The following is a 26047-nucleotide window of genomic DNA, read 5'->3' as shown; positions in this document are numbered from 1 at the left end:
TCCCTGTCGATAACGCGCGTTAACAACGCCCGTTGACCGGCGTTCACCGGCAGTCGACCGACAGGGGTGCAGTCATGACCGTCACGTCCGAGCAGCGGTTCGGGGAGTTCGTCGCCGTACGGCGGCACGCGGGCCAGGAGCACGTGGCCGAGCTGGTCCTCGACCGGCCCAAGGCCATGAACGCCGTCTCCACCGACATGGCCCGCTCCATCGCCGCCGCCTGTGAGGCGCTCGGCGCCGACCGGGACGTCCGCGTCACCGTCCTCACCTCCAGCCATGAGCGGGCCTTCTGCGTGGGCGCCGACCTCAAGGAGCGGAACTCCTTCACCGATGCCGAGCTGGTACGCCAGCGGCCCACCGCCCGGGCCGCCTACACCGGCGTCCTGGAGCTGCCGATGCCGACGATCGCCGCCGTGCACGGCTTCGCCCTCGGCGGCGGCTTCGAGCTGGCCCTCGCCTGCGACGTGATCGTCGCCGACGCCACCGCCGTGGTCGGGCTGCCCGAGGTATCCGTGGGTGTCATCCCCGGCGGCGGCGGTACGCAGTTGCTGCCGCGCCGGGTGGGGGCGGCCCGCGCCGCCGAGCTGGTCTTCACCGCGCGGCGGGTGGAGGCGGCCGAGGCGCGGGAGCTGGGCCTGGTGGACGAGCTGGTGGCGGCGGGGCAGGACCGGGAGGAGGCCCTCGCGCTGGGCGCCCGGATGGCCGCCAACTCGCCGGTCGGGCTGCGGGCGGCCAAGAAGGCGCTCCGGCTGGGGCACGGGCTCGACCTGCGGGCGGGCCTGGAGGTGGAGGACGCGGCCTGGCGGTCGGTGGCCTTCTCCGGGGACCGGGCGGAGGGCGTGGCCGCCTTCAACGAGAAGCGGAGCCCGCGGTGGCCGGGTGAGTGAGGCCGCCGTCTCCCAGGCCGCCCGCCGCGTGACGCCGGAAATTAGTTGCGCATCAAACTGATCAAAAAGGAACAAATCTACATAAGCTGGATAAATGGGTGAAGACGATGCTCGGCTGCGGGCCGTGGTTTCGCTGGCGCAGACGATGGCCGCGGCCTACACGCCGCGCGACTCGTGGCGAGCGGCCGCGCTGGGGGCCTGCGAGGCGCTGGGCGGCAGCTTCGCCGCACTCTCGGTGTGGGAGCGGGGCCGGGGCAGGCTGCGGGTCCTGGTCAACGCGGGGCAGCGGGCCGAGGGGGAGGAGGAGTTCCCCGAGGAGGAGGCCTACCCGGTCCACGAGTTCCCGGAGATCACCGAGTTCCTGCACGAGCGCTGGGCCGGCGGCGGTGAGCCCGACGCCTGGGTGGAGACCGCCGACGGCCTGCCCGGCGCGGGCGGCCCGGCGCGCGGCGCCCGCCCGTACTGCCACCAGCGGGTGGCGGCGCTGCGCCGGCGGGGCCGGGGCTGCTGCGTGGTCGCGCCGATCGTGCTGCACGGGCGGGCCTGGGGCGAGCTGTACGTGGCGCGGCAGGCCGGGAAGCCGGTGTTCGACCGGGACGACGCCAACTTCGCCACCGTGCTCGCCGCCGTCGTGGCCTCCGGGATCGCCCAGACCGAACGGCTGGAGGAGGTCCGCAAACTGGCCTTCACCGACCCGCTGACCGGCCTCGCCAACCGCCGGGCCGTCGACATCCGGCTCGACGAGGCGGTCGAGGCGCACCGCACGGCGGGGGTCGTCGTCAGCCTCGTCGTCTGCGACCTCAACGGCCTGAAAGCGGTGAACGACACCCACGGCCACGCGGTCGGTGACCGTCTGCTGGAACGTTTCGGCTCGGTGCTCTCCCTCTGCGGCGCGATGCTCCCGGACGCGCTGGCCGCCCGCCTCGGCGGCGACGAGTTCTGCCTGGTGGCGGACGGGCCCGAGGCGGACGACGTGGTCGGCGTGGCCACCGAGCTGTGCGACCGGGCGGCGGTGATCGAGCTGGGCAACGGGGTCGCCTGCGGGGTCGCGTCGACCGGCGATCCGATCGGCCCGGTGCGCTCGGCCCGCCGGCTGTTCCGGCTGGCGGACGCGGCCCAGTACCGGGCCAAGGCCGCCCGCTCGCTGCGGCCGGTGGTGGCCGGGCGGGACGGCGAGGTCATCCGGCTCGCGGACTCCCCGCCGAAGTCGGCGCACGACCGTCGCAGGCTGCGCGGCAACCGCCCGTGATCGTACGGACGAGGCGGCACGGGTCCCTCTGCGAGGCGGTAAGGGTCCCAGCGCGGAACCACTAGTGACATAGCGGGTTTCAATCCGTACGCTGCTGAATATGGATATGCACACTGTCGTGGTGGGGACGTCCGGAACCACCGCCGAGGACGTCGTCGCCGTGGCCCGCCACGGCGCCCGGGTGGAGCTCTCCACCGCCGCCGTGGACGCGCTCGCCGCCTCCCGCCTCATCGTGGACGCGCTCGCAGCGAAGCCCGAGCCGGTCTACGGCGTCTCCACCGGCTTCGGCGCCCTCGCCAGCCGCCACATCAGCACCGAGCTGCGCGCGCAGCTCCAGCGCAACATCGTCCGCTCGCACGCGGCGGGCATGGGCCCCCGCGTGGAGCGCGAGGTCGTGCGCGCCCTGATGTTCCTCCGGCTCAAGACGGTCGCCTCCGGCCACACCGGCGTACGCCCCGAGGTCGCGCAGACCATGGCGAACGTGCTGAACGCGGGGATCACGCCCGTCGTCCACGAGTACGGCTCGCTCGGCTGCTCCGGCGACCTCGCGCCGCTCTCCCACTGCGCGCTCACCCTGATGGGCGAGGGCGACGCGGAGGGCCCCGACGGCACGGTCCGCCCGGCGGGCGAGCTGCTCGCCGCGCACGGCATCACCCCGGTGGAGCTGCGCGAGAAGGAGGGCCTGGCCCTCCTCAACGGCACCGACGGGATGCTCGGCATGCTGGTCATGGCCCTCGCCGACCTCCGTACCCTCTACACCTCCGCCGACATCACCGCCGCCCTCTCCCTGGAGGCGCTGCTCGGCACGGACAAGGTCCTCGCCCCCGAACTGCACGCCATCCGCCCGCACCCCGGTCAGGGCGTCAGCGCGGACAACATGCTGAGGGTGCTGGCCGGTTCGGGCCTGACGGGCCATCACCAGGACGACGCGCCCCGGGTCCAGGACGCCTACTCCGTACGCTGCGCGCCCCAGGTCAACGGCGCCGGCCGCGACACCCTGGACTACGCGGCCGTGGTCGCGGGCCGCGAACTGGCCTCGTCCGTGGACAACCCGGTGGTCCTGCCCGACGGACGCGTCGAGTCCAACGGCAACTTCCACGGCGCGCCCGTCGCGTACGTCCTGGACTTCCTTGCGATCGTCGCCGCCGACCTCGGCTCGATCTGCGAGCGCCGCACCGACCGGCTCCTCGACAAGAACCGCTCGCACGGCCTGCCGCCGTTCCTCGCGGACGACGCCGGGGTCGACTCGGGCCTGATGATCGCCCAGTACACGCAGGCCGCCCTGGTCAGCGAGATGAAGCGACTGGCCGTTCCCGCCTCCGCCGACTCCATCCCGTCCTCCGCGATGCAGGAGGACCACGTCTCGATGGGCTGGTCCGCCGCGCGCAAGCTCCGTACCGCCGTGGACAACCTGGCCCGGATCGTCGCCGTGGAGCTGTACGCGGCGACCCGGGCGGTGGAGATCCGGGCCGCCGAGGGGCTGGTCCCGGCCGCCGCCTCGCAGGCCGCCGTGGCCGCGCTGCGGGCGGCGGGCGCGCAGGGCCCGGGCCCGGACCGCTTCCTGGCGCCGGACCTGGCCGCCGCGGACACGTTCGTACGGGCGGGGGCTCTGGTGGCGGCGGTGGAGCCGGTCACGGGGCCGCTGGCCTGAGGGGCCGGTCCCGTACGCGTACGCCTGAGGGGGCCTGAGGGGCCACTCCCGTACGTGTACGCCTGAGGGGGCCTGAGGTGCCGTCCCGTACGCGTACGAAGGGGCTGCCGCACCGGGGGGTGTGGCAGCCCTTTTCGCGGGTACGGGATCAGAGCGCCGGGCGGGCTGCGCCCCCGGAACGGCGTACGGAGTAAGTCACGAAGCCGGCGCCGAGGCCCAGCAGCGCCGTGCCGCCGATCAGATACGGGGTGGTGTCCACCCCGGGCCCGGTTGCGGCCAGTTGGGGCGCGGGTTCGGCCTCTTCGGCGACCGGCGCCGCACCCTGACCGGACGCGGGGCCGGACGCGGTGGTCATGCCGCCCTCCGAGGCGGTTTCGACGGTCGCGTTGGCCGACGGGACGAACCAGAGAGCGGCCAGCAGCGTTCCCGCGGCGGTGGCGGTCAGGAGCGTGCGACGAGTGACGGACACAGTTTCGATCCCCTTGCGACAACCATGAGTTAGCCCCGTGGGCCGATGCTAAGCAAAGCAGCGGGTCGGAGGAAAGTCGTGGCCGCGATGAGCCATACGCTCCGCAGTATGAGCACAGAAGAGACATCCAGGTTCGTTCGCGTACGAGTGGAAATGGTGCTGGAGGTCACCGACCTCGACGCCCTCACCGGCACCGCCCTCGAATCCATCGCCGCCGAGTACGGGGAACCGGTATCGGGTATCACCGAGAGCGACACCGCCGAGGAGCGGATGCATGCCGAGGCCACCGTCCGGGCAGACGGAGCAGAGGCCCTCGCCTCGCTGATCGATCCGTTCGACCTGGTCAGCGAGGTGCCCGGGGTCGAGCTCGCGCAGGCCTCCTGGAGTAGCGAGAGCGTCGAGTACGACCCCGACGCGGAGGACTGGGACGACGACGAGGACGACGAGGACGGCCCGTTCGTGGCCGAGATCGAGGACGACGAGGAGGGGTACGGCGACGCGGTCGCGCACAATGGGAGGAACGACGGCGAGGACGGTGACCTCGCGCAGCGGGTCTGACGTGTGAGAACACCGGCCCCGGCCCCGCTTCACCGCGGACCGGGGCCGTGCTGTGCGGCAGTCCCGTATCCGGTCCCGACAGCGGGAACCACCGCCGGCGCAGCCGCGTCGATGAGTGGTGTTCCCCACATCCCTGGCGGATGTGGAACGGAGCGCCCGTTCGGGGTGTTCTTGGAACATTGACGGGGATTCGCCGCCTGGCAGCCCCGTCCGGGGATTTTGGGGAATCGGCAACGATGGAGAAGCGTGTGATGACGGACAGCAAGCGGCGCAGGGGCCTCGCGGCCGCGTCCGCACTGCTCGGCGGCGTGCTGGTGCTTTCGGCCTGTACCGACGACGGCGGCGGCGAGAAGAAGGCGGGCGCCGGCAGCTCGGAGTCCTCGCAGGCGCAGGAGGTGGACAAGGCTGCGGCCGAGGACGCGTCCGAGGCGCAGATAGCGATCAAGCCCGAGAACGGTGCCACCAACGCGAGCATCAACAACGCCGCCCAGGTCTCCGTCACCAAGGGCAAGCTGACCGAGGTCGTCATGACCACGGCGGACGGCAAGGCCGTCGAGGGCACGCTGGCGGCTGACGGCTCAAGCTGGAAGCCCGCCGGACAGCTCGAACGCTCCACCACGTACAAGATCGACGCCACGGCGGAGGACGCGAAGGGCCGCAAGGCCCACGAGAACAGCTCCTTCACCACTGTCTCGCCCGACAACAGCTTCATCGGGAACTTCACCCCCGAGGACGGCTCCACCGTCGGCGTCGGGATGCCCGTCTCGATCAACTTCAACAAGGCGATCACGGACAAGAAGGCCGTCCAGGACGGCATCACCGTGACCTCCAGCAGCGGCCAGGAGGTCGTCGGCCACTGGTTCAACGGCCAGCGCCTGGACTTCCGCCCGGAGGAGTACTGGCAGGGCGGCTCGACCGTCACCCTGAAGCTGGCGCTGGACGGCGTCGAGGGTGCGGACGGCGTCGTCGGCGTCCAGCAGAAGACCGTGACGTTCAAGGTCGGCCGCAACCAGGTCTCGACGGTCGACGCGAAGACCAAGATGATGACGGTCACCCGCGACGGCAAGACGGTCAAGACCATCCCGATCTCCGCGGGCGCGCCCGAGAACCCCACGTACAACGGTGAGATGGTGATCTCCGAGAAGCACAAGGAGACCCGGATGAACGGCGCCACCGTCGGCTTCACCGATGACGACGGCAAGGGCGAGTACGACATCAAGGACGTGCCGCACGCGATGCGCCTGTCCACCTCGGGCACCTTCATCCACGGCAACTACTGGGGCAAGGGCATCTTCGGCAAGGCCAACACCAGCCACGGCTGCGTGGGCCTCGCCGACGTGAAGGGCGCCAACGACCCCAACGCCCCCGGCGCCTGGTTCTACGACAACTCCATGGTCGGCGACGTGGTCATCGTCAAGAACTCCCCGGACAAGACGATCACCCCGGACAACGGCCTCAACGGCTGGAACATGGGCTGGTCCCAGTGGAAGGCCGGCTCCGCCGCCTGATCTCCTGACCCCTGCTCCACCCCCGTCCCCATCTGAAGGCGGCGGCACCTCGGAACGCTCCGGGGGGCTGCCGCCTTCGGCGTGTCCGGGGGCCTGCTACAACGCCGCATCCAGCCCCGCCCGGACGCGGCGGAGGAGCGCGGCATCGGGCCCCGGCGGGGCACCGGCCGACCTGCTCCCGCGACGCTCACCCCTCTCCGGCCGCTGCGGCAAGGCCGGCCGGACCGCCACCTGGGCCCACACCGCCTTCCCGCCCGTGACGCGGTAGGAGCCCCAGCGTGCCGCCAGCTCCTGTACGAGAACGAGCCCGCGCCCGCCCTCGGCGTCATCGCCGAAGCGCTGGAGCCGGGGCGGCTCGTCCGACACGTCCCACACCTCGACGACGACGCTGTCCGGTAAGCCGACGAGCCGGACGTGGACGAGGCCGAGCCGCTCCAACTCCTCCCATGCAGGCGGCTCCGGGAGCACCCCGGTGACGGTGATGGCGTTGGTGACCAGCTCCGAGGCGACGAGAAGGACGTCGTCCTCGATGAGGGCGGCCTGCCACTTGGAGAGGGCGAACCTCAGGAAATGGCGTGAGGCCGAGACGGCCGACTGTGCGGCGACAAGGGAGAGTTGGTCGACGAAGCGCACCTGCTGGGGCCGGTACGGCGGGGCCTGGCACGTCATGAGCCGTCGTCCAGGCTGATGACCTCCGTGCCGCCGGTGGCGTAGGAGAGGTGCGTGAGCATGGCGTCCTGGAGCGACCGGTTCAGCGCCAACTCCCGGTAGGACGAGACGATGACGTGCTTGGCCTCGGCGTGCCGGACGGCCGCCACCAACTCCGTGAACGCGGAGTGCGCCCCCGGGACGTACTCGTAGAACACGGTCGCCAGATGGAAGCCGTTCTTCTCGGCGTACGAGGAGAGGCTGTCCTGCTTCTGCTTCGCCTCCTCGTCGCTCATGTCGTCGGGCACACGCATGTAGCCAAAGATCAGCGGGTTCATCGTGCTTCGATCCCCTTGCCTTACCGGCGATCACGCGGAGTGGTCGCGGCGGTCCTGTGGGTAACCGAGTGAAGCACTCTGAGACATCGTTGTGCAAGACTACATTTCGAGTAATCAATTCGAATTTCTCGAACTTTTATACGGCATTGCGGATTAGAACTCCTGAGGACTACGTTTCGGGTGCAAGACGTATTCGCATTGAAGGAAGGTGGCCGCCTGTGAGTGGCGCAACGACTGGTTCGACCGTTCCCCGACGCCAACTCGGGAGGCACCTCCGAGACTTACGCAACGCCTCGCGCCTGACGGTGCGCGCCGCCGCCAAGGAGTTGGAGTGGTCGGAGCCGAAGATCTGGCGCATCGAGACCGGGCAGGTGTCGCTTCGCAGCCTTGACGTCGAGGCCATGTGCCGGACGTACGGGGCGGACCCTGAGCTGACCAAGGGGCTGATGGGCCTTGCCAAGGAGACGAAGAACCGGGGTTGGTGGCACGCCTATGGCGATGTGATCCCAGAGACATTCGATCTCTACATCGGGCTCGAAGAGGCCGCCGAACGTCTGTCTTGGTATGAGTCCGAGCTGGTTCCCGGCCTGTTCCAGACCCCGGATTACGCCCGTGCGCTCATCAAGCGGTCAAATCCCGAGCGGGACGACGCCGAAGTTGAGCGGCGCGTACACGTCCGAGTGACGCGCCAGGCGCTGCTCACCCGGGTTACGGCCCCACCCGTCGTGGACGTTGCTCTCAACGAAGCCATCCTCCGCCGTCCGATCGGCGGCAACAAGGTCATGGCCGAGCAACTGGAACATCTGGTTCACTTGAATGAGTTGGAGAACATCTCCATCCGCGTTGTCCCGTATGCCGCTGGTCTGCACGAAGGGCTGATGTCCGGCCCCTTCGTCACGCTGCGCTTCCCGGTCAACGGCGACAGCTCGTACGGGGAGCCGCCCACGGTGTACGTCGAGGGCTTCACCGGGGCGCTCTACCTCGACAAACCCAACGAGATCGAACGCTACGACAGTGCGTTCACGTCCATCTGGGGCTCGGCGCTTGACGAAGCGGGCAGCACGAGCCTTCTCAAGCAAGCAGTGAGGGAGCTAAGCAAGTGAACAGTGCCGACCTGGCAGGTGCGGTCTGGCGCAAGAGCAGCCGCAGCAATGGTGATGCCAACTGCGTGGAGGTCGCCTTCCTCGGCGACGGCCGCGTGGCCATGCGTGACAGCAAGGACCAGGGCAACGGCCCGGCTCTCGTCTTCACCGGCGGTGAGTGGGCGGCGTTCGAAGGCGGCGTCGTGGACGGCGAGTTCAAGCGCTCGTAGGGCAAGCCCTGCAGGTGGTCGCAATGGTGCCCGGCCGGCCGTCCCGGCCGGGCGCCGGTGTACCCGTGGGTCCGTCAAGGGCCTGGGCGGCCCGCAGTCTCGTGTGCCAGGGTGGCGAAATGGATTGGCAGTCTGAGGGCCCGGAACTCTGGGCCTTTTTGGCGTCCTTGCACCGCGGCGACATCCTGTCCGGCACCGTCGCGGCGATCGAGCGGTTCGGGGTCTTCGTGGCCCTGGACGACGGGCCTGCCCATCCCCTCTTCCCCGGTGTCGGGTTCATCGTCGTTCCCGAACTGTCCTGGCGGCACATCGATGCTCCCACTGACGTCGTTCAGGTGGGCCAGCGTGTCTCGTGCGAGTTCCTCCAGTTCGACACCTACAACGCGGAGGCCAGACTGTCCTTGAGGGCCCTGGAGCCCGACCCCCTCCAGGCTTTCGCCGACCGCACAGCGGTGGGCCAGGAACTCCGCGGGACGGTGGAGAAGGTGCTTCCCTTCGCCATCATCGTGGACCTCGGGGACGGGATCGCCGGGCTTGTCTCCGTCGGAGAAGCCCACGGCCGGCCTGCGATGAGCCCGGTTGAGGACTTCGAGGTCGGAGAGGCGATCGCCGTCGTCGTCAGGAAGATCGATCCGCCGACCCGCCGGGTTCTCCTCTCCAGACCGTCGATGTGAGCATGGGGCGGGGTGCTCTGAGTGATACCGAGCGGGAACGGCTCCGCCCGTTGCCGCCGGTCGGCGGCTCGCCCAGCCGTCCAGGCCCACCGCCATGACCTCCGGGGTAATCGACGCCCTCCATCCCGACCGGCAGCATCGGAGGCGTACCGAGGGACCACGCCACGCCCACCCCGGAGGACCGGACCATGACCGCGTACGCCATTGCCCACCTGCGCCCCACCGACGGCCCCGTCCACGACGAGGTGCTCAGCTACATCGAGCGCATCCAGGCCACCATGGAGCCCTACGGCGGCCGCTTCCTGATCCATGGGGCCGAGGTGGAGGTGGTGGAGGGGGAGTGGCCCGGGGCGCTGGTCCTGGTGGCCTTTCCCGGGGTCGAGGAGGTCCGCGCCTGGTACGCGTCGCCCGCCTACCAGGAGATCCTGCCGCTGCGCACCCGGCACATCGACGGTGACCTGGTGATCCTCCCGGGCGTCGGGCCGGAGTACGACGCGTCGGCGACGGCCGCGGCGATGCGGGCGGCGCGGGAGCGGGTGGCGGGGTAGCGCGTCGGCCCGCCCCTCAACCCGTACGCCCCTCCGCCGCCTCCCGGTAGTACCGCAGGTCGCTGCGGTGGACCTGGCGGACCCCCGCCAGGTCCGTGTCGGGTGTGGTGCGGGGGCAGCCGCCCAGGCGCTCCCGGGGTGGTGGCTCGGCGGTCGTCGTGCGGCGGAGGTGGTGCCAGGGCTGGAGGGGGAGCCAGAGCAGGCCGTACAGCCAGCGCAGGACCAGGCGGCGGAACTCCGGGCGGCCCGCGTCGGGCAGGCGGATCACCCGTACGCCCATGATCAGCTTTCCGGCGCTCGCCCGTACGGCCATGGTCAGCAGCACCTGGTTGGCGAAGGACAGCACGGTCAGTTGGCCGATGAGCACCGCGGCCGTCCTGCCTGCCCCCGCCGGGCCCAGGCAGGAGTGCACCAGCAGGCCGACGACCAGCAGGCACAGGTAGCAGTCGAGGCCGACCGCCAGGTAGCGGCGCGTCTCGCCCGTGCCCTTGGGGATACGAGGCTGCTGCGCCTTCTCAGGCGTGCGGCTGGTTCCGTACAACAACCTTGGCTGATAAGGAGATTGCGCTCTCCGATGCCCCCGCGGCTTCGTCATGGGGAGCATCATGACTGATCGTCAGGCAGGGTGTCGTGGTTCCTGACGGGTAACCTCCCCGCCCCCGTCGGCCTTCACCAACCCCTTACCGTGACGGGAACAGACGCACGAGTACGCACGGGGGCAGCGATGGGATTCGACGGCACCACATGGAGGCTGCGGCGCGGCACGGAACTCGTCGGGGAGATCGCCGTCGACGATCTCGACTTCCCCTGGCTGCACGGCCGGTTCCTCCCCGGTCCGGCCTACGACGCCGGGACCCGCGAGCTCTTCGAGCGGGAACTCGCCCTCATGGAACGGCTGGACGAGGACGAGAGCGACGAGAGCGCGGAGGCGTGGGAGAGGGTCTGCTGCGAGGTGAACGGCACGTTCGTCCTGACCGGTCCGGAGGGGAAGGACGTCGCCGAGTTCCTGCTGCACATCCAGGGGGACCGGGCCTGGTTCCGGTGGAGCGACACCGCGTTCTCCGAGGAGGGGATGTAGGGGGCTCCGGACGCCCGGCGCGGCCAGCATGTGGATGGGTGTCGAAGATCATCGGGTGACGCGGGACAATCGGGGCGTACGATGCCGGCGCCCTCCGGGACGGGGGCGCCGACGCGCACGAGCCGACCCACGGAAGGTCTTGATCAGATGTCGCTCACCCCTGACGCCGCCCGCGATTCCGCCCGCGACTCCGTTCGTACGCACGAGGCCGCCCACCGGGTCATCGAGCCGCTCTACGCCGAGATCCTGCGGCGCAACCAGGGCGAGAAGGAGTTCCACCAGGCGGTCCGTGAGGTCCTGGAGACGCTCGGTCCCGTGCTGACGCAGCGCCCCGAGTTCGTGGACGCCCGCATCATCGAGCGCATATGCGAGCCGGAGCGCCAGCTCATCTTCCGGGTGCCGTGGGCCGACGACTCCGGCGACATCCACGTCAATCGCGGCTTCCGGGTCGAGTTCTCCAGCTCGCTCGGCCCCTACAAGGGCGGCCTGCGCTTCCACCCCTCCGTCAACCTCGGCATCGTGAAGTTCCTCGGCTTCGAGCAGATCTTCAAGAACGCCCTCACCGGCATGCCCATCGGCGGCGGCAAGGGCGGCGCGGACTTCGACCCCAAGGGCCGCTCCGACGCCGAGATCATGCGGTTCTGCCAGTCCTTCATGACCGAGCTCCACCGCCACCTGGGCGAGTACACCGACGTCCCCGCCGGCGACATCGGCGTGGGCGGCCGTGAGATCGGCTACCTCTTCGGCCAGTACAAGCGGATCACCAACCGGTACGAGTCCGGCGTCCTCACCGGCAAGGGCCTCGGCTGGGGCGGCGCCCAGGCCCGCACGGAGGCCACCGGCTACGGCACGGTCCTGTTCACCGCCGAGATGCTGCGCAGCCGGGGCGAGTCGCTGGAGGGCCAGACCGTCGCGGTCTCCGGCTCCGGCAACGTGGCCATCTACGCCGTCGAGAAGGCCCAGCAGCTCGGTGCGACCGTCATCACCTGCTCGGACTCCGGCGGCTACGTCGTCGACGAGAAGGGCATCGACCTCGCCCTCCTCAAGGAGGTCAAGGAGGCGGGCCGGGGCCGGGTCTCCGAGTACGCCGAGCGCCGCGGCGCCCACGCCCGGTTCGTTCCCGGTACGGGGGTGTGGTCGGTCCCCGTGGACGTCGCCCTGCCCTGTGCCACCCAGAACGAGCTCCACGAGGCCGACGCGCTGGAACTCGTACGCAACGGGGTCAAGGCGGTCGCGGAGGGTGCCAACATGCCCACCACGCCGGAAGCGGTCGACGTCTTCCAGCGGGCGGGCGTCGCCTTCGCCCCGGGCAAGGCGGCCAACGCGGGCGGGGTCGCGACGAGCGCCCTGGAGATGCAGCAGAACGCCTCCCGGGACTCCTGGACCTTCGCCCACACCGAGGAGCGCCTCGCCGAGATCATGCGCCACATCCACGACTCCTGCTACACGACCGCCGAGCGGTACGGCAGCCCGGGCAACTACGTGGTGGGCGCGAACATCGCGGGGTTCGAGCTGGTGGCGGACGCGATGCTGGCGCAGGGGCTGATCTGACGCAGGACGTGCGAGGGACGCCGGCCCGTGCGGGAACACCCGCCGGGCCGGTGCCATTCCCGCGTGGCCGCCTGTCACGTAACTTCGCCCTCAGCAGATCCGCCCGGAGCGCAACGCCCGGGCCGTGCCTGCCGGGCACCCTGCTCCTAGGCTGGAGCGGTGACCTTCCGAGTGACGAACCAAGCCCGCATCGTCCCGCTGCACCCGTTCCCGCCCGGGCCCGCTCCGGCCCGGGAGCCGCTCTGGCGTGACCTCGTCGGGGACGTACTGCGGCGTGAACGGCTGTCCCAGGAGCGGACGTTGAAGGACGTGGCCGACGCGGCGCGGATCTCGATGGCCTACCTCTCCGAGGTGGAGCGCGGCCGCAAGGAGGCCTCGTCCGAGGTGCTGGCGGCCGCCGCGCGGGCGCTCGGGCTGAGCCTGGCCGATGTCCTCGCGCTGGCCCAGGGGGAGTTGATCCGGCTCTCCGGGGCACGGTCTCGGGCCATCGGTCAGCCCAACCGCCCGGCGGGCTCCATGGGCACCGTACGGCTGGCCGCCTGAACGGGTGATCGGGCCGATCCGGGGGTACGGTCCACGGCATGGACTCTCGCACCACAGTTGAGCGCGCCCAGCGCCTCAAGCAACTGCACTCCGACCACCAGCCGCTCGTGCTGCCGACCGTCTGGGACGCCTGGTCGGCCCGGACGGCGGCCGCCGCCGGGTTCTCCGCGCTGACGGTCGGCAGCCATCCGCTCGCCGACTCCCGAGGGGCCGAGGACCAGGAGGGGCAGACCTTCGAGGAGGTGCTCGCCGCCGTCCGGCCGATCATCGCTGCCGTCGACATCCCCGTCTCCGTGGACCTGGAGGCCGGGTACGGGCAGAAGCCCGCAGATCTCATCGCCGGACTCATCGAGGTCGGCGGTGTCGGCCTCAACATCGAGGACACCGTCCACTCCGAGGGCGGGCGGGTGCGCACCACGCAGGAGCACGCGAGCTACATCGCGGGCCTGCGCGCGGCGGCCGACGACGCGGGCGTCCCGGTCTGGATCAACGGACGCACCGACCTCTTCGCGCACGCGGAGGACGCCGCCGCCGTCCTCGACGAGGCGATCGAGCGGCTGCGGGCCCTGGAGCAGGCCGGCGCGGACAGCGTCTACCCGGTGAAGATCCAGGACAACGACGAGCTGCTCGCGGCGGTGACGGCCGCCGTCTCCGTACCCGTCAACTCCACGGCCCACCCGGTCAAGCACGACCTTGAGCGCTTCCGCCGCCTCGGCGTCGGCCGGATCACCTACGGGCCGCTGCTCCAGATGGCGTTGACGGACGCGATGAAGGACATGCTCAGCCCCTGGGCGCCGTAGGCCTCAGGCCGTCCCGCCGCCGTCGGCGGGACGGCCCACGCCTCAGTCGAGGCAGAACTCGTTGCCCTCGATGTCCTGCATCACGATGCACGACTCGTTCTCCTCGTCGGCGACCATCACGCGCTCGCACACCGCGCCGAGCGCCACCAGCCGGTCGCGCTCGGCCTCCAGCGTGGCGAGCCGCTCCGCCCCCACCAGCCCGATGCCGGCCCGCACGTCGAGGTGGACCCGGTTCTTGACGACCTTGCCCTCCGGAACGCGCTGGAAGTACAGGCGCGGGCCGACCCCCGACGGATCGGCGCAGGCGAACGACCTGTCCTGATCCTCCGGAGGCAGCGAGCGGTTGTAGTCCTCCCAGGTCGCGAACCCTTCGGGTACCGGCGGGACTTCGTAACCCAGCACCTCGCACCAGAAACGGGCGAGGCGCTCGGGCTGCGCGCAGTCGAAGGTGACCTGGACTTTTCTGAGCGTTGCCATCCCGGCACCCTAGTGGTGTGTGCGCACCACAGGCACCTGGGTTTTCCGGTCCGGCCGGTCCGCTCAGCCCTCGGCCGGCGCCACCCCGATCGGGCAGGACACCCCCGTACCGCCGATCCCGCAGTAGCCGCCCGGGTTCTTGTCCAGGTACTGCTGGTGGTACGCCTCCGCCGGCCAGAACGGGCGGCCGTCCGCCGGGAGGATCTCCGTGGTGATCTCCTTGTGGCCCGAGGCCGTCAGGACCTTCTGGTACGCCTCGCGGGAGGCGTCGGCCGCCGCTGCCTGGGCGGGGGAGTGGGTGTAGAGCGCCGAGCGGTACTGGGTGCCCACGTCGTTGCCCTGGCGGAAGCCCTGGGTCGGGTTGTGGGACTCCCAGAAGAGCTTCAGCAGCTCCTCGTACGACACGACGGCCGGGTCGAAGACGACGCGGACCGCCTCCGTGTGGCCGGTCAGGCCCGAGCAGGCCTCCTCGTACGTCGGGTTCTCCGTGTAGCCGCCCTGGTAGCCGACCAGGGTCGTCCAGACGCCCTCGGTCTGCCAGAACTTCCGCTCCGCGCCCCAGAAGCAGCCGAGCGCGAAGTCCGCCACCTCCAGGCCCTCCGGATACGGGCCCACCAGCGGGTTGCCGAGGACGGTGTGGCGGGAGGGGACGGTGAATTCGGGGACGGGGCGGCCACGCAGGGCCTGCTCCGGGGTGGGGAGCTCGGGGGTGCGGCGGTTCAGGAACATGCGGGGGCTCCTCCGGGTCGGTCGGGGTTCGGCACGTACAAGGTCGGGGTCCGGTACGTACAACAAGGGAACGGCCGCCCGGATTCCGGGCGAGGGCGGCCCCCCTCAGTGCGGCAGCGTCGCCGGGGAGCCGCCGTTCGCCTCGTAGCCGGCCACCGCCAGCGCCCGGTACACCGTGTACTGCGCGGCCGGGTCGGCGTCCGCCGTCCACGGCAGCGCGCCCACGTGGCCGTCGATCAGGACCAACTGGTGCATCGCCTCCGACCAGCGCTCCATGTGGACCAGGAAGAGGACCAGCAGGTGGCGGACGTGGGCGAGCATCGGGTCGTCCGGGCGGGCCGCGTGGACCGCGAACATCGCGCCCTCCACCGCCTTCGTCACCACCTGGCTGCGGTAGAAGCCCTGCACCAGGTTGACCTCCGGCAGGTGCTCGTACACCGCGAACAGCGGCAGCGCGGCCAGCAGCGAGCCCTGCGGGGCGCGGGCGGCGGCGGCCGTGGCGAAGGCCTCGGCGTCCTTGCGGGAGCCGTGCCACCGCTCGGAGTGGAAGTGCAGCGCCGCGATGTGCGCGCCCATGTGGGCCGGGGCCCGGTCGATGATCTTCGCCCAGAGCTGGTCGAACTGCTCGGGGGTGTAGGCGAGGCCCCGGGCCACCGCCAGCTCCACGATGTACGGCACCGGGTCGCCGGGGGCCAGCAGGGCGGCCTCGCCGCAGACCGTACGGGCCTCCTCCAGGATGATCCGGAAGTCGTCGCTCCCCGCCGACGAGGAGCGCCACGCCTGCTGCACCAGGAACTCCGCGTGCACCGCCGCCCCGCCCGCGTCCTTCGGGGCCTCCGCCCGCCAGGCGCGCAGCCAGGAGCCGCCCCTGCCCGGCTGCCGGGCCAGCTCCAGCGAGGCCGCGCCCGCGAAGGCCTGCACCCGCTGCCAGCGGACCTCGCCCTCCTTCGGCGTACCGGCGAGGAGCTGTGAGGCCGCCCGCCACTCCTGGGTGGCCTGGACGACGTCGAGGACGTCCAGGAGGTCCTGGTCCGGGCCCGGCATCCGGACGTCCAGCTCCTCCTGGCGGGCGAAGCCGTACGTGTCGGGGTCGGCCGCGTCCGGCGAGCCCGGGGCGACCTGGCGGATACCGCCCCGGCGGCGCATCACCCAGGGGCCGACGATCGCGGCGAACATGCACATCGCGAGCAGGAACAACAGAATCTCCATGGACCCATTGTCCCCGGAGCGCCGAGTGGCCGGTAAGGGCCCTGGCGACGAACTACGCTCGGGGCCATGAGCGACCAGCACAGCTTCGAGACTCTCGCGATCCACGCGGGGAACACCGCCGACCCCCTCACCGGCGCCGTGGTTCCGCCCATCTACCAGGTGTCCACGTACAAGCAGGACGGCGTGGGCGGACTGCGCGGCGGCTACGAGTACAGCCGCAGCGCCAACCCGACCCGTACCGCCCTGGAGGAGAACCTGGCGGCCCTGGAAGGCGGCCGCCGCGGTCTCGCCTTCGCCTCCGGCCTCGCCGCCGAGGACTGCCTCCTGCGTACGCTGCTGACCCCCGGTGACCACGTGGTCATCCCGAACGACGCCTACGGCGGCACCTTCCGGCTGTTCGCGAAGGTCGCCGCGCGCTGGGGCGTGGAGTTCTCGGTCGCCGACACCTCGGACGTGGCGGCGGTGCGGGCCGCGATCACCCCGCGTACCAAGGCGGTCTGGGTGGAGACCCCCTCCAACCCGCTGCTCGGCATCACCGACATCGCCGCCGTCGCCCAGGTCGCGCACCAGGCCGGGGCCCGCCTCGTCGTCGACAACACCTTCGCCTCGCCCTACCTCCAGCAGCCGCTGGCCCTCGGCGCGGACGTCATCGTGCACTCCACCACCAAGTACATGGGCGGCCACTCCGACGTCGTGGGCGGCGCGCTCGTCGTCAGCGACCCGGAGCTGGCCGAGGAGCTGGCGTTCCACCAGAACGCCATGGGCGCGGTCTCCGGCCCCTTCGACGCCTGGCTCGTGCTGCGCGGCATCAAGACCCTCGCCGTCCGCATGGACCGGCACACCGAGAACGCCACCAAGGTCGCCGACCTGCTGACCCGGCACCCCAAGGTCTCCCACGTCCTCTACCCGGGGCTCCCCGAGCACCCCGGCCACGAGGTCGCCGCCAAGCAGATGAAGTCCTTCGGCGGCATGGTCTCCTTCCGCGTCGCGGGCGGCGAGGAGGCGGCGGTCGAGGTGTGCAACCGGGCGAAGCTCTTCACGCTGGGCGAGTCCCTCGGCGGCGTCGAGTCGCTGATCGAGCACCCGGGCCGGATGACGCACGCCTCCGTCGCGGGCTCCCTGCTGGAGGTCCCTGCCGACCTGGTCCGCCTCTCCGTCGGCATCGAGAACGGCGACGACCTGCTCGCCGACCTCACGCAGGCCCTGGGCTGACCGCCCGGACAAGGACACCAGGGGCCCGTCCGGCGCAGGGCGGGCCCCTGGCTCTTTCGTCACCACCCCTCCAGCGGCGGGGTCACCTCCGCCGGTTCCGGCAGCCACGGCTGCTCGACCCCCGCCCATACGAGGAACGCGGCGAACACGGTCCCCGCCAGCCACCAGGCCGTACGCCGCACCCCGCGCCGCAGCCGCAGCAGCCGGGCGCCGTGCCGCGCGGCCCGGTCCGCCAGACCGGCCGGCACCGGCGGGTGCGGCCCCTCCAGCATCCGGCGGACCTCCGCCGCCTTGCGGTCCTGGCCCCGGTCCCGGATCACCGTGCCACCCCGAGGGCCCCGCGTGCGCCCGAGCGCAGCACAGCGATCGAGCGGTCGCAGACGGCCCGTACCCGGTCCGCCGGGAGGCCCAGCAGCGCCGCCGTCTGGTCCTCGCCGACCTCCTCGTACAGCCGCAGCACCAGCACCAGCCGCTCCAGCGGCGCGAGCCGGTCCAGCACCCCGCCGAGCGGGCGGCGGTGGCGCCAGGCCTGCCGGGCGAAGCGGACCGCGAGTTCCTGGCGGGTGCGGTCATAGGGGTCCTCGCCGCGCAGCCCGTCCCACTCCGCGTACGTACGTGCCAGGGCCGTGCCGAGCAGCCGCTGCGCCCGTACGTTGACGCCTGCGGGCGTGGCCGGTTCGGTGGTGAGCAGCGTCGCCGTGTGCAGCAGGCGGCCGCCCGCGCCCGCCACGAAGGCCTCGAACTCCTGGGCGCGGAGCCGGTCCCGGTGGGTCTGCCGCTCTCGCATGCAGCTCATCCGAGCCCCGGCACCCGCGTGCGGTCAAGAGGGCCGACGTGACGGGTCCGGGGCGTCGTCGAGCTGGAGGGCGAGCAGCGCGATGTCGTCCTCCTTGTCCTCGCCGAACGCGCCGAGGAGCACGTCGCAGAGCGCCTCCAGCTCCCGGGGGCCCTCCAGCGTCGCCGTACGGAACGCCTCCAGGCTGTCGTCGAGGTTCTGGGTGCGCACCTCCACCAGGCCGTCGGTGAACAGCAGGACGCGGGTGTCCGGGGCGACCGGGTGGACGCGGGCCGGCGGATGCGGGAGGCGCAGGCCCAGCAGCGGGCCGTGCTCGTGGAGGTAGGCGGCACCACCGTCGGGGGCGAGCAGCAGGGGCGGGATGTGACCGGCGTTGGCGACGTGGATCCGGCTGCCGTCCGGGTCGACCAGGACGAGGCAGAGCGTCACGGTGAGGCCGGGCCGGGTGTGGGCGAGGAGGGCGTCGAGCCGCTCCAGGACGTGGTGCGGCGGGTGGCCCTCCAGGGCGTAGGCGCGCAGCGCGTGCCGGATCTCGCCCATGACCGTCGCGGCGACCAGTGAGTGCCCGGCCACGTCCCCGATGGCCAGGAGCAGCCCGTCCGGCGTCTCCAGGGCCTCGTAGAAGTCGCCGCCGATCTCGGCGTGGTCGGAGGCCGGGAGGTAGCGCACGGCGAGGGAGACGCCCGGCACGGACGGCAGCCGGTCCGGCAGGAAGGTGCGCTGGAGGGCGAGCGCGAGGGCGTGCTCCTCGTTGAAGGTGCGCAGCGCCTCCAGGGCCAGCGCGCAGGCGTTGACGAGCTGCTGGAGGAGTTCGCGCTCGTCGGTGGTGCGGGCCGCTTCGGCGGGTACGGCGACGCAGACGGGCGGCCGGTTGCGCTTGGTCCTGGCCACCACCAGGACGACGTCACCCTCGATCGGGTCGAGCGGCAGCAGCGCCTTCCAGCGGCCCTCCGGTACCGACGTGACCTCGATGCCGGTGTCGGCGCCGAGCGAGAAGGAGGCCAGCCGGTCCAGCAGCTCGGGGCCGGCCGGCCCGGACAGCGGGACCGCGTCCGGTCCTGCGGCGTGGCTGTGCACCGGCTGTCCTTGCGGGCTCAGGAAGACCGCGGTGGCGGGCGCGGACATCAGGGCGGCGGCGCCACCGGTCGCCGCGGCGCTGAAGGAGTGGAAGCCGACGGCGCGGTACACGTCCAGGGTCGCCCGGTTCAGCGCGGCCAGCCGCAGGGTCAGCTGCTCCGCCCGGCGCCGGGCCCGCGCGTAGCGCAGCGCGGCCGTCACGGTGGCCAGGAACTCGTCCGGGTCGATGGGCTGGTCCAGATAGGCGTCCGCGCCCCGGCTGAGCCCCTCCGTGTGGTCCTCGGCGTTGACGGCGACGGCCGAGACGTGGATGACCGGCAGATAGGCGGTGCGCGCGTCGGCCTTGATCCGCTCGCAGACCTCGAAGCCGGTCATGTCCGGGAGCTGTACGTCGATGACGGCCGCTTCCGGCAGCGGGCAGTCGGCCGACGCGAGCAGGGCCAGCCCCTCGGTGCCGTCGGCCGCGCCGACGACCGTGTGCCCGGCGCGGGTGAGCCAGCTCGTGAGGATGTAGCGGTTGGTCTCGTCGTCGTCGATCACCAGGACGGTTCCTGGCGCGCTGTCGTCGCGGGCGGTGTCGGTCACGGGTCGGTCTCCGGGGCGGGTGCGGACGGCAGGGGGGCGGGCACGAAGGGCAGCTCGACCTCCACCCGGGTACCCGCTCCGGGGGTGCTCGACAACCGGAGGGTGCCGCCGAGGAGTTCGGTGAGGGTCCGGGCGTAGGGGAGTCCGAGGCCGGTGCCCCGGTGGGCCCGCTGGAGCGGCCCGCGTACCTGGTAGAACTCCTCGAACACCCGGGCCAGTTCGTCCTTCGGGATGCCGACCCCGGTATCGGTGACGGTGAAGGCCATCCACGGGGGATCCACCCGGAACTCCAGCCGGACCTCGCCCTCCTCGGTGAACTTCAGGGCGTTGGAGAGCAGGTTGCGCAGGATCCGCGTCAGCAGGGCCTCATCGGTGACCGCCACCGGGAAGGCGGCGGTCTCGGGCATCAGCAGGGTGACGCCGGGCGCTCCCGTACCGCGCATCACCGCACCCAACTGGGCCAGCAGCGCCCGCAGATCGGTCGGCGCCGCGGTGATCTCCAGTTGGCCCGCCTCCGCCTTCGCCACGTCCAGCAGGTCGCCGACCAGCGAGAGCAGGGACTGCCCGGAGGCGTCGATGAGGGAGAGCTGCCGGCGCTGCTCGTCGGTGAGCGGGGCGGAGCCGGGGGCCAGCAGCAGCCGGGTGAGGGCCACCACCGCGTTCACCGGGGTACGCAGCTCATGGCTGATGTTGCGCCAGAACCGCGTCTTGGCCTCGCTGGTCTCGCGCAGCCGCGCGGACTTCTCCTCCAGCTCGGCGTGGAGGGCCACCACCCCGCTGTTGGTCTCCTCCAGCTCCTGCGACAGCTCGGTGTAGAGGGCCAGGACGCCGCGGTTGGTCTCCTCCAGCTCCTCGTTGAGCCGGCGCATCTCCTCGCGCTGTGCCCGGGTCTCCTCCAGGGCGGTGATCAGGTCGCGGGTCTGGGAGCGCAGGTCGTCGGCGAGGGTCGGGGAGGCGTGCCGGCTCAGCGCCTCCCGCACCCCGCGCCGCGCGTCCGGGCCGTCCGCCCAGCCCGCGGGCAGCGGGTGCTCGGCGACGATCCGTCCCCCCGGGGCGGCGGGTTCGTGGCGGACGCGGTGCAGGAGCCGGGCTGCCGGTTCGAGATCGGGATCCGCCTTCGTACCGCCGGTCCACGCGAAGACGACGCGGAGCACCGGCTCCGGGCCCGCCGGCAGGGCGAAGGACACGGTCAGGCCCGCGCAGCCGAGCCGGTCGCGGCCCAGCTCGCTCAGCGCGGTGGCGAGGCGCACCTGGTCCTGGCGGTCCATGCCCAGGGCCGCCGCCGCGCTCTGACCGGTGCGGCGCAGGGCGAAGACGTCCTGCGCCGTGGTGAGTTCGTACGCGGCGAGGGTGGCCGGGTCCGGTGCGCCCCCGCTCACCAGGCCCCCTTGACGACCACGATCCCCGCGTCGTCGCGGCGGACCCCGGCCTCGCGCAGCAGTTGGCCCGCCATCACGGCCGGGCTGTGCCGGAGCAGGCCGGGCAGGTCGTCGGCCTTCCACCGCTCGGTCAGCCCGTCGGAGTGCATGACCAGCGCGCCGCCCGGCTTCAACGGCAGCTCGAAGGTGCGCAGGCTCCGCATCTGCTGCCCGACGATGCCCGGTGCGGAGAGCAGGCCGTTGCGCGACTCGGGGCCGAGCAGGACGCCGCTCACGTTGCCGATGCCGCAGTAGAGGAGCCGCCCCCGGCCCGGCTCGATCCGGGCCACCGCCACCGCGCCGCCCCGGGTACCGCGCAGTGCCGCGTGGATGTCGCGCAGCAGGCCCTCCGGGTGGCGGGCCGTGCTCCGCCGGAACGCGGCCACCGCCGCCTCGGCGGCGAGCGCGGCGAGCGGTCCGTGGCCCAGTCCGTCGCAGAGCATGACCAGGATCGCCGGCTCGGCGGACGGGGCGGAGCCGCCGGCGGACGGCCGGGACCCCTCCGTACCGCCTTCGTCCACGCGTACGGCCCAGGCGTCACCGCAGCTCGTCTCGCCGCTGATGGGCCGGGTCAGCCCCGAGGCCACCGACGGCACCCCGCCGGTGGGCGCCGCCCCGGCCCCGCGCGCCCAGAACTGCGCGGCCATGACCGTGCCCCGGCCCGGCAGGGAGTGGATGTCGAAGGCGTCGGCGAGCCGGGCCACCGCGCCGAGCCCGATGCCCAGCGTCCCGGCCGAGGACGCGCCGTCCGACAGCGCCGCCTGGACATCGGCCATGCCGGGGCCGGTGTCCACGGTGACGAACTCGACGCCCGCCTGCTCCGGGGTGCGCAGGACGCGCAGGAGCAGCGCGCCGTCGCTGGCGTGGCGCTGGAGGTTGGTCGCGGCCTCGGTGACGGCGAGGGCGACTTCGGAGGACCGGTAGGCGTCCAGTCCGATGCGCCGGGCCAGGGTGGCGGCGGCCCCCCGGGCCGCCGAGGGCATCTCGTCGGCGGCGCGGAACCACTCCACGTCCTCGTGGTCCAGGACGGCCAACGTCGTCATCGTGCCCACTTGATGATGGTGACGGTGGTGCCGCGGCCCACCTCGGTGTCGAGGAAGAACTCGTCGACCAGCCGTCGGGCCCCGCTCAGCCCCAGCCCGAGCCCGCCGCCGGAGGTCCAGCCGTCGGTGAGGGCCAGTTCGGTGTCGGGGATGCCGGGCCCGGAGTCCTCGAAGACGGCCGCGACCCCGCGCCGCCCGTGCCGTTCCACCGCTCCGGCGCGCATCTCGCCGCCGCCGCCGTACACCAGGGTGTTGCGGGCGAGTTCGCTGGCGGCGGTGATGAACTTCGTCTGGTCGACCAGGGAGAGCCGGCACGCCTGCGCGAACGCGCGGACCTGCTGGCGGGAGCGGACGACGTCGTCGTTCTGGGTGATCGGCTGTGTCTGCGGTGGTGCCTCCACCGCCCAGGGGACGGTCACGGCAGTTCCGCACCGGTCGCAGACCGGCGCAGCAGCGCGAGTCCCTTCTCCAGGTCGAGCGCCGTACGCACTCCGCCCAGCGACAGCCCCAGCTCGACGAGGGTGATGGCCACGGCGGGCCGCATGCCCACGACCACGGTCTCGGCGTCGAGCAGCCGGGATATGGACGCGATCGTGGCCAGCATGCGGCCGACGAACGAGTCGACGATCTCGACCGCGGTGATGTCGATGACGACCCCGCGGGCCGCCCGGGCGACGATCTGCTCGGCCAGGTCCTCCTGGAGGTCCAGCACCGTCTGGTCCTCCAGGTCCACCTGGATCGAGACGAGGAGGATGTCACCGATCCGCAGGACCGGTACCCGCTCGGTCATCGCCGGCCGCCCTGACGGTTGACGAGGTCGACGCCGGACTTCTTCAGCGCGTGCTGGAGGGCGTCGGCGAGGGTCGCCTTGGTGACGATGTCACCGAACTCGATGCCGAGCGCCACGATGGTCTGCGCGATCTGCGGACGGATGCCGGAGACCGTGCACTCCGCGCCCATCAGCCGGGCCGCGACGACCGTCTTGAGCAGGTGCTGCGCGACCTGGGTGTCCACGGCGGGGACCCCGGTGATGTCGATGATGGCCTGCTCGGAGCCGGTGTCCACCAGCGCCTGGAGCAGCTTCTCCATCACCACCTGGGTGCGGGCCGAGTCCAGGGTGCCCACGAGGGGCACGGCTATGACGCCGTCCCAGAGCTTCACCACGGGGGTGGACAGCTCCATGAGCTGGGCGGCCTGCGAGCTGATGATCTCCTCGCGGGTGCGGGTGTACGTCTCGATGGTGAACAGGGCCAGGTCGTCGAGGATCCGGCCCAGTCGCAGGTAGGCGGTGGTGTCCGCGGCGGAGTCGTTGCGCACCGCGGGCTCCAGCGCCTGCTTCAGCGCCAGTACGCTGATCGCCGTCTCGCTGGGGGTGAAACCCTGGCGGGCCCGGTTGCGGGACAGTTCCGTCAGCAGCGCCCGCACCTCGGAGAGGCTCTCGCCGCGGGTCTCGTCGCCCGCTGCCAGCCCGGTCACGAGGGCCTCGTACAGTTCTCTCAGTTCCCGGTCGAGCTCCGCCTTGCTGATGCGGCCCTGGAGCGATGCGGCGACCCCGTCGATCCACGCGGCGGTGACCTTCTCCCGGTCGGTGGTGAGCAGCTCCACCGGACCCTTCGGACTCTTCTGTTGTGCCACGTCCCGCCCCTTACCTCTAAAAAGTATCCATCAGACAACTCTTCGCGAAGGGTACGGCAAGGCCCCCGCCCCCGGCGGGGGCAGGGACCGACAGAGGGGCGGGGAGAGGGCTCAGTCGCTCTGCGGCGGCTGGTGCGCGGCCTGCCGGGCGGCCAGCGAACCGTTGAACCGGGTGAGCAGCGTGCAGAAGGTGTCCCGCTCCTCCTGCGTCCAGCCGTCCGTCACCTGCGACATCAGCTCACGCCGCGAGGCGCGGACCTCGTCCAGGCGGGCCTGGCCGCGCGGCGAGAGCTGGAGCACGACGGCCCGGCCGTCCTCCGGGTGCGAGGTCCGCTTGACCAGCCCGGTGTCGACGAGCGGGGCCACCTGCCGGGTCACGGTCGAGGAGTCGATCCCCATCCCGGCCGCCAGCGCCTTGACGCCCATCGGGCCTTCCTTGTCCAGGCGGTTGAGCAGCAGGTAGGCAGCCCGGTCCATCGAGTTGCGGACCTGGCCGACACCGCCGAGGCGGGTCTGCTCGGCACGGCGGGCGAAGACCGCCACCTGGTGCTGGAGGGAGTCCAGCAGGCGGTCGGGACCCGGGTGTTCGGGGGCGGCGCCCCCGGAAGGAGACGCAGCAGTCGTCATGTCCTGAGGGGGCATGGCTGGAAGCTCTCTTCGTGCGGTGTCGGATGGGTGGGGGACAGAGTACGCGGCCCCGGGGCAACGCGTACCAGTGCCGCACAAACCTGCGGACACCACCGCAGGCCGCCATGAGACAAGTCTGCCGCGACCGCTCCGAGCTGCAAGACTTGCGGGCATGACGTTCCGCGCGACCGCCCGACACCCGGCCCTGATCCTCGACGACGTCCGGGGCGCGCAGAAAATGCTGTCCGGGGTGGCCAGAGTGACCGCCCTGGAGGGCAGCCGGCACCTGAGCGAGCTGGTCGGCGCCCCCGTCCACCTCAAGTGCGAGAACCTCCAGCGCACCGGCTCCTTCAAACTGCGCGGCGCGTACGTCCGTATCTCCGGCCTCTCCCCGGTGGAGCGGGCGGCCGGGGTCGTCGCCGCCAGCGCCGGGAACCACGCCCAGGGCGTCGCCCTCGCCTCCTCCCTCCTCGGCGTCCGCTCCACCGTCTTCATGCCCGTCGGCGCCCCGCTCCCCAAGGTCGCCGCGACCCAGGAGTACGGCGCCGAGGTGCGGCTGCACGGACAGGTCGTCGACGAGACGCTGGCCGCCGCCCAGGAGTACGCGGACCGGACCGGCGCGGTCTTCATCCACCCCTTCGACCACCCCGACATCATCGCGGGCCAGGGCACGGTCGGCCTGGAGATCCTGGAGCAGTGCCCGGAGGTCCGCACCATCGTCGTCGGCATCGGCGGCGGCGGCCTCGCGGCCGGCATCGCCGTCGCGGTGAAGGCGCTGCGCCCCGACATCCGGATCGTCGGCGTCCAGGCCGAGGGCGCCGCCGCCTACCCGCCCTCGCTCGCCGCGGGCCACCCGGTCTCCCTGGACAACCCCGCCACCATGGCCGACGGCATCAAGGTGGGGCGCCCCGGCGACGTCCCGTTCGCGGTGATCGAGGAGCTGGTCGACGAGGTCCGCACCGTCACCGAGAACGAGCTCTCCAGCGCCCTGCTGCTCTGCCTGGAGCGGGCCAAGCTGGTGGTGGAGCCGGCCGGGGCGAGCCCGGTGGCCGCACTTCTCAGCGACCCGGAGGCGTTCCGGGGGCCGGTGGTGGCGGTGCTCTCCGGCGGCAACGTGGACCCGCTGCTGATGCAGCGGGTCCTGCGCCACGGGATGTCCGCCGCCGGCCGCTACCTCAGCCTGCGGCTGCGGCTCACCGACCGGCCGGGGGCGCTGGCCGCCCTCCTGGCGGCACTGACCGTCGCCGACGCCAATGTGCTCGATATCGGCCATGTGCGCACCGACCCGCGCCTCGGACTGACCGAGGTGGAGGTCGACCTCCACCTGGAGACCAAGGGCCCCCGCCACTGCGAAGAGGTCGAGGCGGCGCTGCGCGCGGAGGGCTACCGGGTCATCGGCTGACGGTCCGGATCCCGACGCGTGGC

31 protein-coding genes are annotated in these 26047 nt (G+C 72.0%); 15 read left to right on the top strand and 16 right to left on the bottom strand.

The genetic code is table 11. The features are described from left to right. The first annotated feature begins 74 nt into the window (after positions 1 to 74). From ACFWRT_RS07425 to hutH, 3 genes are all read left to right on the top strand, one after another. Positions 75 to 887 (top strand): enoyl-CoA hydratase/isomerase family protein, encoded by an 813-nt coding sequence (locus ACFWRT_RS07425; RefSeq protein ID WP_380950497.1) that lies wholly within the window; start codon positions 75 to 77, stop codon positions 885 to 887. A 94-nt stretch (positions 888 to 981) separates the two neighbouring features. Next, positions 982 to 2136 carry a GGDEF domain-containing protein gene (locus tag ACFWRT_RS07420; RefSeq protein WP_317817881.1) on the top strand — a complete coding sequence of 385 codons (1155 nt, stop codon included), beginning with the start codon at positions 982 to 984 and terminating at the stop codon, positions 2134 to 2136. A 100-nt stretch (positions 2137 to 2236) separates the two neighbouring features. Continuing rightward, positions 2237 to 3787, top strand: coding sequence for a histidine ammonia-lyase (gene hutH, locus ACFWRT_RS07415; RefSeq protein WP_380950496.1), 1551 nt, complete (start codon positions 2237 to 2239; stop codon positions 3785 to 3787). A 148-nt stretch (positions 3788 to 3935) separates the two neighbouring features. On the opposite strand, the gene ACFWRT_RS07410 is transcribed toward hutH, so the two are convergent. After that, a complete protein-coding gene (locus tag ACFWRT_RS07410; RefSeq protein WP_380950495.1) occupies positions 3936 to 4256 on the bottom strand; it encodes a hypothetical protein in 321 nt (106 codons plus the stop codon). Between the two features lie 153 nt (positions 4257 to 4409). Between ACFWRT_RS07410 and ACFWRT_RS07405 the strand changes: the two genes are divergently transcribed. Together ACFWRT_RS07405 and ACFWRT_RS07400 are read left to right on the top strand one after the other, a co-directional pair. Then, positions 4410 to 4814, top strand: coding sequence for a hypothetical protein (locus ACFWRT_RS07405; RefSeq protein WP_380950536.1), 405 nt, complete (start codon positions 4410 to 4412; stop codon positions 4812 to 4814). Between the two features lie 236 nt (positions 4815 to 5050). Further along, positions 5051 to 6322, top strand: a complete 1272-nt coding sequence (locus tag ACFWRT_RS07400; RefSeq protein WP_380950494.1) for a L,D-transpeptidase — start codon at positions 5051 to 5053, stop codon at positions 6320 to 6322. Positions 6323 to 6418: 96 nt separating this feature from the next. On the opposite strand, the gene ACFWRT_RS07395 is transcribed toward ACFWRT_RS07400, so the two are convergent. Together ACFWRT_RS07395 and ACFWRT_RS07390 are read right to left on the bottom strand one after the other, a co-directional pair. After that, positions 6419 to 6991 carry an ATP-binding protein gene (locus ACFWRT_RS07395; RefSeq protein ID WP_380950493.1) on the bottom strand — a complete coding sequence of 191 codons (573 nt, stop codon included), beginning with the start codon at positions 6989 to 6991 and terminating at the stop codon, positions 6419 to 6421. Next, positions 6988 to 7284 carry a recombinase family protein gene (locus tag ACFWRT_RS07390; protein ID WP_380950492.1) on the bottom strand — a complete coding sequence of 99 codons (297 nt, stop codon included), beginning with the start codon at positions 7282 to 7284 and terminating at the stop codon, positions 6988 to 6990. Before ACFWRT_RS07390 ends, ACFWRT_RS07395 begins: the two co-directional genes overlap by 4 nt. Positions 7285 to 7526: 242 nt before the next feature. Between ACFWRT_RS07390 and ACFWRT_RS07385 the strand changes: the two genes are divergently transcribed. The 4 genes from ACFWRT_RS07385 (at position 7527) to ACFWRT_RS07370 (ending at position 9842) form a co-directional block, all read left to right on the top strand. Then, a complete protein-coding gene (locus ACFWRT_RS07385; protein WP_380950491.1) occupies positions 7527 to 8411 on the top strand; it encodes a helix-turn-helix domain-containing protein in 885 nt (294 codons plus the stop codon). After that, positions 8408 to 8620 carry a DUF397 domain-containing protein gene (locus ACFWRT_RS07380; protein WP_380950490.1) on the top strand — a complete coding sequence of 71 codons (213 nt, stop codon included), beginning with the start codon at positions 8408 to 8410 and terminating at the stop codon, positions 8618 to 8620. The genes ACFWRT_RS07385 and ACFWRT_RS07380 overlap by 4 nt, the downstream gene beginning before the upstream one ends. A 119-nt stretch (positions 8621 to 8739) precedes the next feature. Further along, a complete protein-coding gene (locus ACFWRT_RS07375; RefSeq protein ID WP_380950489.1) occupies positions 8740 to 9294 on the top strand; it encodes a S1 RNA-binding domain-containing protein in 555 nt (184 codons plus the stop codon). A 188-nt stretch (positions 9295 to 9482) separates the two neighbouring features. Further along, a complete protein-coding gene (locus tag ACFWRT_RS07370) occupies positions 9483 to 9842 on the top strand; it encodes a DUF1330 domain-containing protein (RefSeq protein ID WP_380950488.1) in 360 nt (119 codons plus the stop codon). Between the two features lie 16 nt (positions 9843 to 9858). On the opposite strand, the gene ACFWRT_RS07365 is transcribed toward ACFWRT_RS07370, so the two are convergent. Further along, a complete protein-coding gene (locus ACFWRT_RS07365; RefSeq protein ID WP_380950535.1) occupies positions 9859 to 10338 on the bottom strand; it encodes an RDD family protein in 480 nt (159 codons plus the stop codon). Positions 10339 to 10566: 228 nt separating this feature from the next. Between ACFWRT_RS07365 and ACFWRT_RS07360 the strand changes: the two genes are divergently transcribed. From ACFWRT_RS07360 to ACFWRT_RS07345, 4 genes are all read left to right on the top strand, one after another. Continuing rightward, positions 10567 to 10920 (top strand): hypothetical protein, encoded by a 354-nt coding sequence (locus ACFWRT_RS07360; protein ID WP_380950487.1) that lies wholly within the window; start codon positions 10567 to 10569, stop codon positions 10918 to 10920. Positions 10921 to 11067: 147 nt separating this feature from the next. Continuing rightward, positions 11068 to 12471 (top strand): NADP-specific glutamate dehydrogenase, encoded by a 1404-nt coding sequence (gdhA, locus tag ACFWRT_RS07355; RefSeq protein WP_380950486.1) that lies wholly within the window; start codon positions 11068 to 11070, stop codon positions 12469 to 12471. A gap of 159 nt (positions 12472 to 12630) precedes the next feature. After that, positions 12631 to 13014, top strand: a complete 384-nt coding sequence (locus ACFWRT_RS07350) for a helix-turn-helix domain-containing protein (protein ID WP_380950485.1) — start codon at positions 12631 to 12633, stop codon at positions 13012 to 13014. 38 nt (positions 13015 to 13052) lie between these two features. Continuing rightward, positions 13053 to 13814: an isocitrate lyase/PEP mutase family protein gene (locus tag ACFWRT_RS07345; protein ID WP_380950484.1), complete on the top strand. Its 762-nt coding sequence runs from the start codon at positions 13053 to 13055 to the stop codon at positions 13812 to 13814. A gap of 42 nt (positions 13815 to 13856) precedes the next feature. Here ACFWRT_RS07345 and ACFWRT_RS07340 read toward each other — a convergent pair whose 3' ends face one another. The 3 genes from ACFWRT_RS07340 to ACFWRT_RS07330 form a co-directional block, all read right to left on the bottom strand. Further along, positions 13857 to 14291: a VOC family protein gene (locus ACFWRT_RS07340; protein ID WP_380950483.1), complete on the bottom strand. Its 435-nt coding sequence runs from the start codon at positions 14289 to 14291 to the stop codon at positions 13857 to 13859. Positions 14292 to 14354: 63 nt separating this feature from the next. Beyond that, positions 14355 to 15020: a peptide-methionine (S)-S-oxide reductase MsrA gene (msrA, locus tag ACFWRT_RS07335; RefSeq protein WP_380950482.1), complete on the bottom strand. Its 666-nt coding sequence runs from the start codon at positions 15018 to 15020 to the stop codon at positions 14355 to 14357. 105 nt (positions 15021 to 15125) lie between these two features. Next, on the bottom strand, positions 15126 to 16229 hold the full coding sequence (locus ACFWRT_RS07330) for a hypothetical protein (protein ID WP_380950481.1): 1104 nt from the start codon (positions 16227 to 16229) through the stop codon (positions 15126 to 15128). A 66-nt stretch (positions 16230 to 16295) separates the two neighbouring features. On the opposite strand from ACFWRT_RS07330, the gene ACFWRT_RS07325 reads away from it, so the two are divergent. Next, positions 16296 to 17441, top strand: coding sequence for a cystathionine gamma-synthase (locus tag ACFWRT_RS07325; protein WP_380950480.1), 1146 nt, complete (start codon positions 16296 to 16298; stop codon positions 17439 to 17441). Between the two features lie 59 nt (positions 17442 to 17500). On the opposite strand, the gene ACFWRT_RS07320 is transcribed toward ACFWRT_RS07325, so the two are convergent. The 9 genes from ACFWRT_RS07320 to ACFWRT_RS07280 all read right to left on the bottom strand — a co-directional run bounded on the left by ACFWRT_RS07320 (position 17501) and on the right by ACFWRT_RS07280 (position 24637). Continuing rightward, positions 17501 to 17713 carry a hypothetical protein gene (locus ACFWRT_RS07320; RefSeq protein ID WP_380950534.1) on the bottom strand — a complete coding sequence of 71 codons (213 nt, stop codon included), beginning with the start codon at positions 17711 to 17713 and terminating at the stop codon, positions 17501 to 17503. A gap of 44 nt (positions 17714 to 17757) precedes the next feature. Further along, positions 17758 to 18228: a sigma factor-like helix-turn-helix DNA-binding protein gene (locus tag ACFWRT_RS07315; RefSeq protein WP_380950479.1), complete on the bottom strand. Its 471-nt coding sequence runs from the start codon at positions 18226 to 18228 to the stop codon at positions 17758 to 17760. 33 nt (positions 18229 to 18261) lie between these two features. Continuing rightward, complete coding sequence (locus ACFWRT_RS07310) at positions 18262 to 19899, bottom strand: SpoIIE family protein phosphatase (protein WP_380950478.1); 1638 nt, start codon at positions 19897 to 19899, stop codon at positions 18262 to 18264. Beyond that, the gene (locus tag ACFWRT_RS07305; protein WP_380950477.1) at positions 19896 to 21278 is read right to left on the bottom strand and encodes a sensor histidine kinase; all 1383 of its coding nucleotides are present in this window, start codon (positions 21276 to 21278) and stop codon (positions 19896 to 19898) included. Before ACFWRT_RS07305 ends, ACFWRT_RS07310 begins: the two co-directional genes overlap by 4 nt. Beyond that, on the bottom strand, positions 21275 to 22360 hold the full coding sequence (locus ACFWRT_RS07300) for an ATP-binding SpoIIE family protein phosphatase (RefSeq protein WP_380950476.1): 1086 nt from the start codon (positions 22358 to 22360) through the stop codon (positions 21275 to 21277). Before ACFWRT_RS07300 ends, ACFWRT_RS07305 begins: the two co-directional genes overlap by 4 nt. Continuing rightward, positions 22357 to 22779, bottom strand: a complete 423-nt coding sequence (locus ACFWRT_RS07295; protein ID WP_355881183.1) for an ATP-binding protein — start codon at positions 22777 to 22779, stop codon at positions 22357 to 22359. Before ACFWRT_RS07295 ends, ACFWRT_RS07300 begins: the two co-directional genes overlap by 4 nt. After that, the gene (locus ACFWRT_RS07290) at positions 22776 to 23150 is read right to left on the bottom strand and encodes an STAS domain-containing protein (protein WP_030711069.1); all 375 of its coding nucleotides are present in this window, start codon (positions 23148 to 23150) and stop codon (positions 22776 to 22778) included. The genes ACFWRT_RS07295 and ACFWRT_RS07290 overlap by 4 nt, the downstream gene beginning before the upstream one ends. Beyond that, positions 23147 to 23995 carry an STAS domain-containing protein gene (locus ACFWRT_RS07285; protein WP_380950475.1) on the bottom strand — a complete coding sequence of 283 codons (849 nt, stop codon included), beginning with the start codon at positions 23993 to 23995 and terminating at the stop codon, positions 23147 to 23149. The genes ACFWRT_RS07290 and ACFWRT_RS07285 overlap by 4 nt, the downstream gene beginning before the upstream one ends. A gap of 111 nt (positions 23996 to 24106) precedes the next feature. Then, entirely contained in the window at positions 24107 to 24637 is a 531-nt protein-coding gene (locus tag ACFWRT_RS07280) for a MarR family winged helix-turn-helix transcriptional regulator (RefSeq protein ID WP_355119060.1), read from the bottom strand. 157 nt (positions 24638 to 24794) lie between these two features. Between ACFWRT_RS07280 and ilvA the strand changes: the two genes are divergently transcribed. Beyond that, complete coding sequence (gene ilvA, locus ACFWRT_RS07275) at positions 24795 to 26024, top strand: threonine ammonia-lyase (protein ID WP_380950474.1); 1230 nt, start codon at positions 24795 to 24797, stop codon at positions 26022 to 26024. The last annotated feature ends 23 nt before the right edge of the window (positions 26025 to 26047 follow it).

This window comes from Streptomyces cyaneofuscatus (genome assembly GCF_042718795.1).
Classification (GTDB): Bacteria; Actinomycetota; Actinomycetes; order Streptomycetales; family Streptomycetaceae; genus Streptomyces; species Streptomyces cyaneofuscatus_A.
This window is presented reverse-complemented; position numbering and strand designations above follow the sequence as displayed.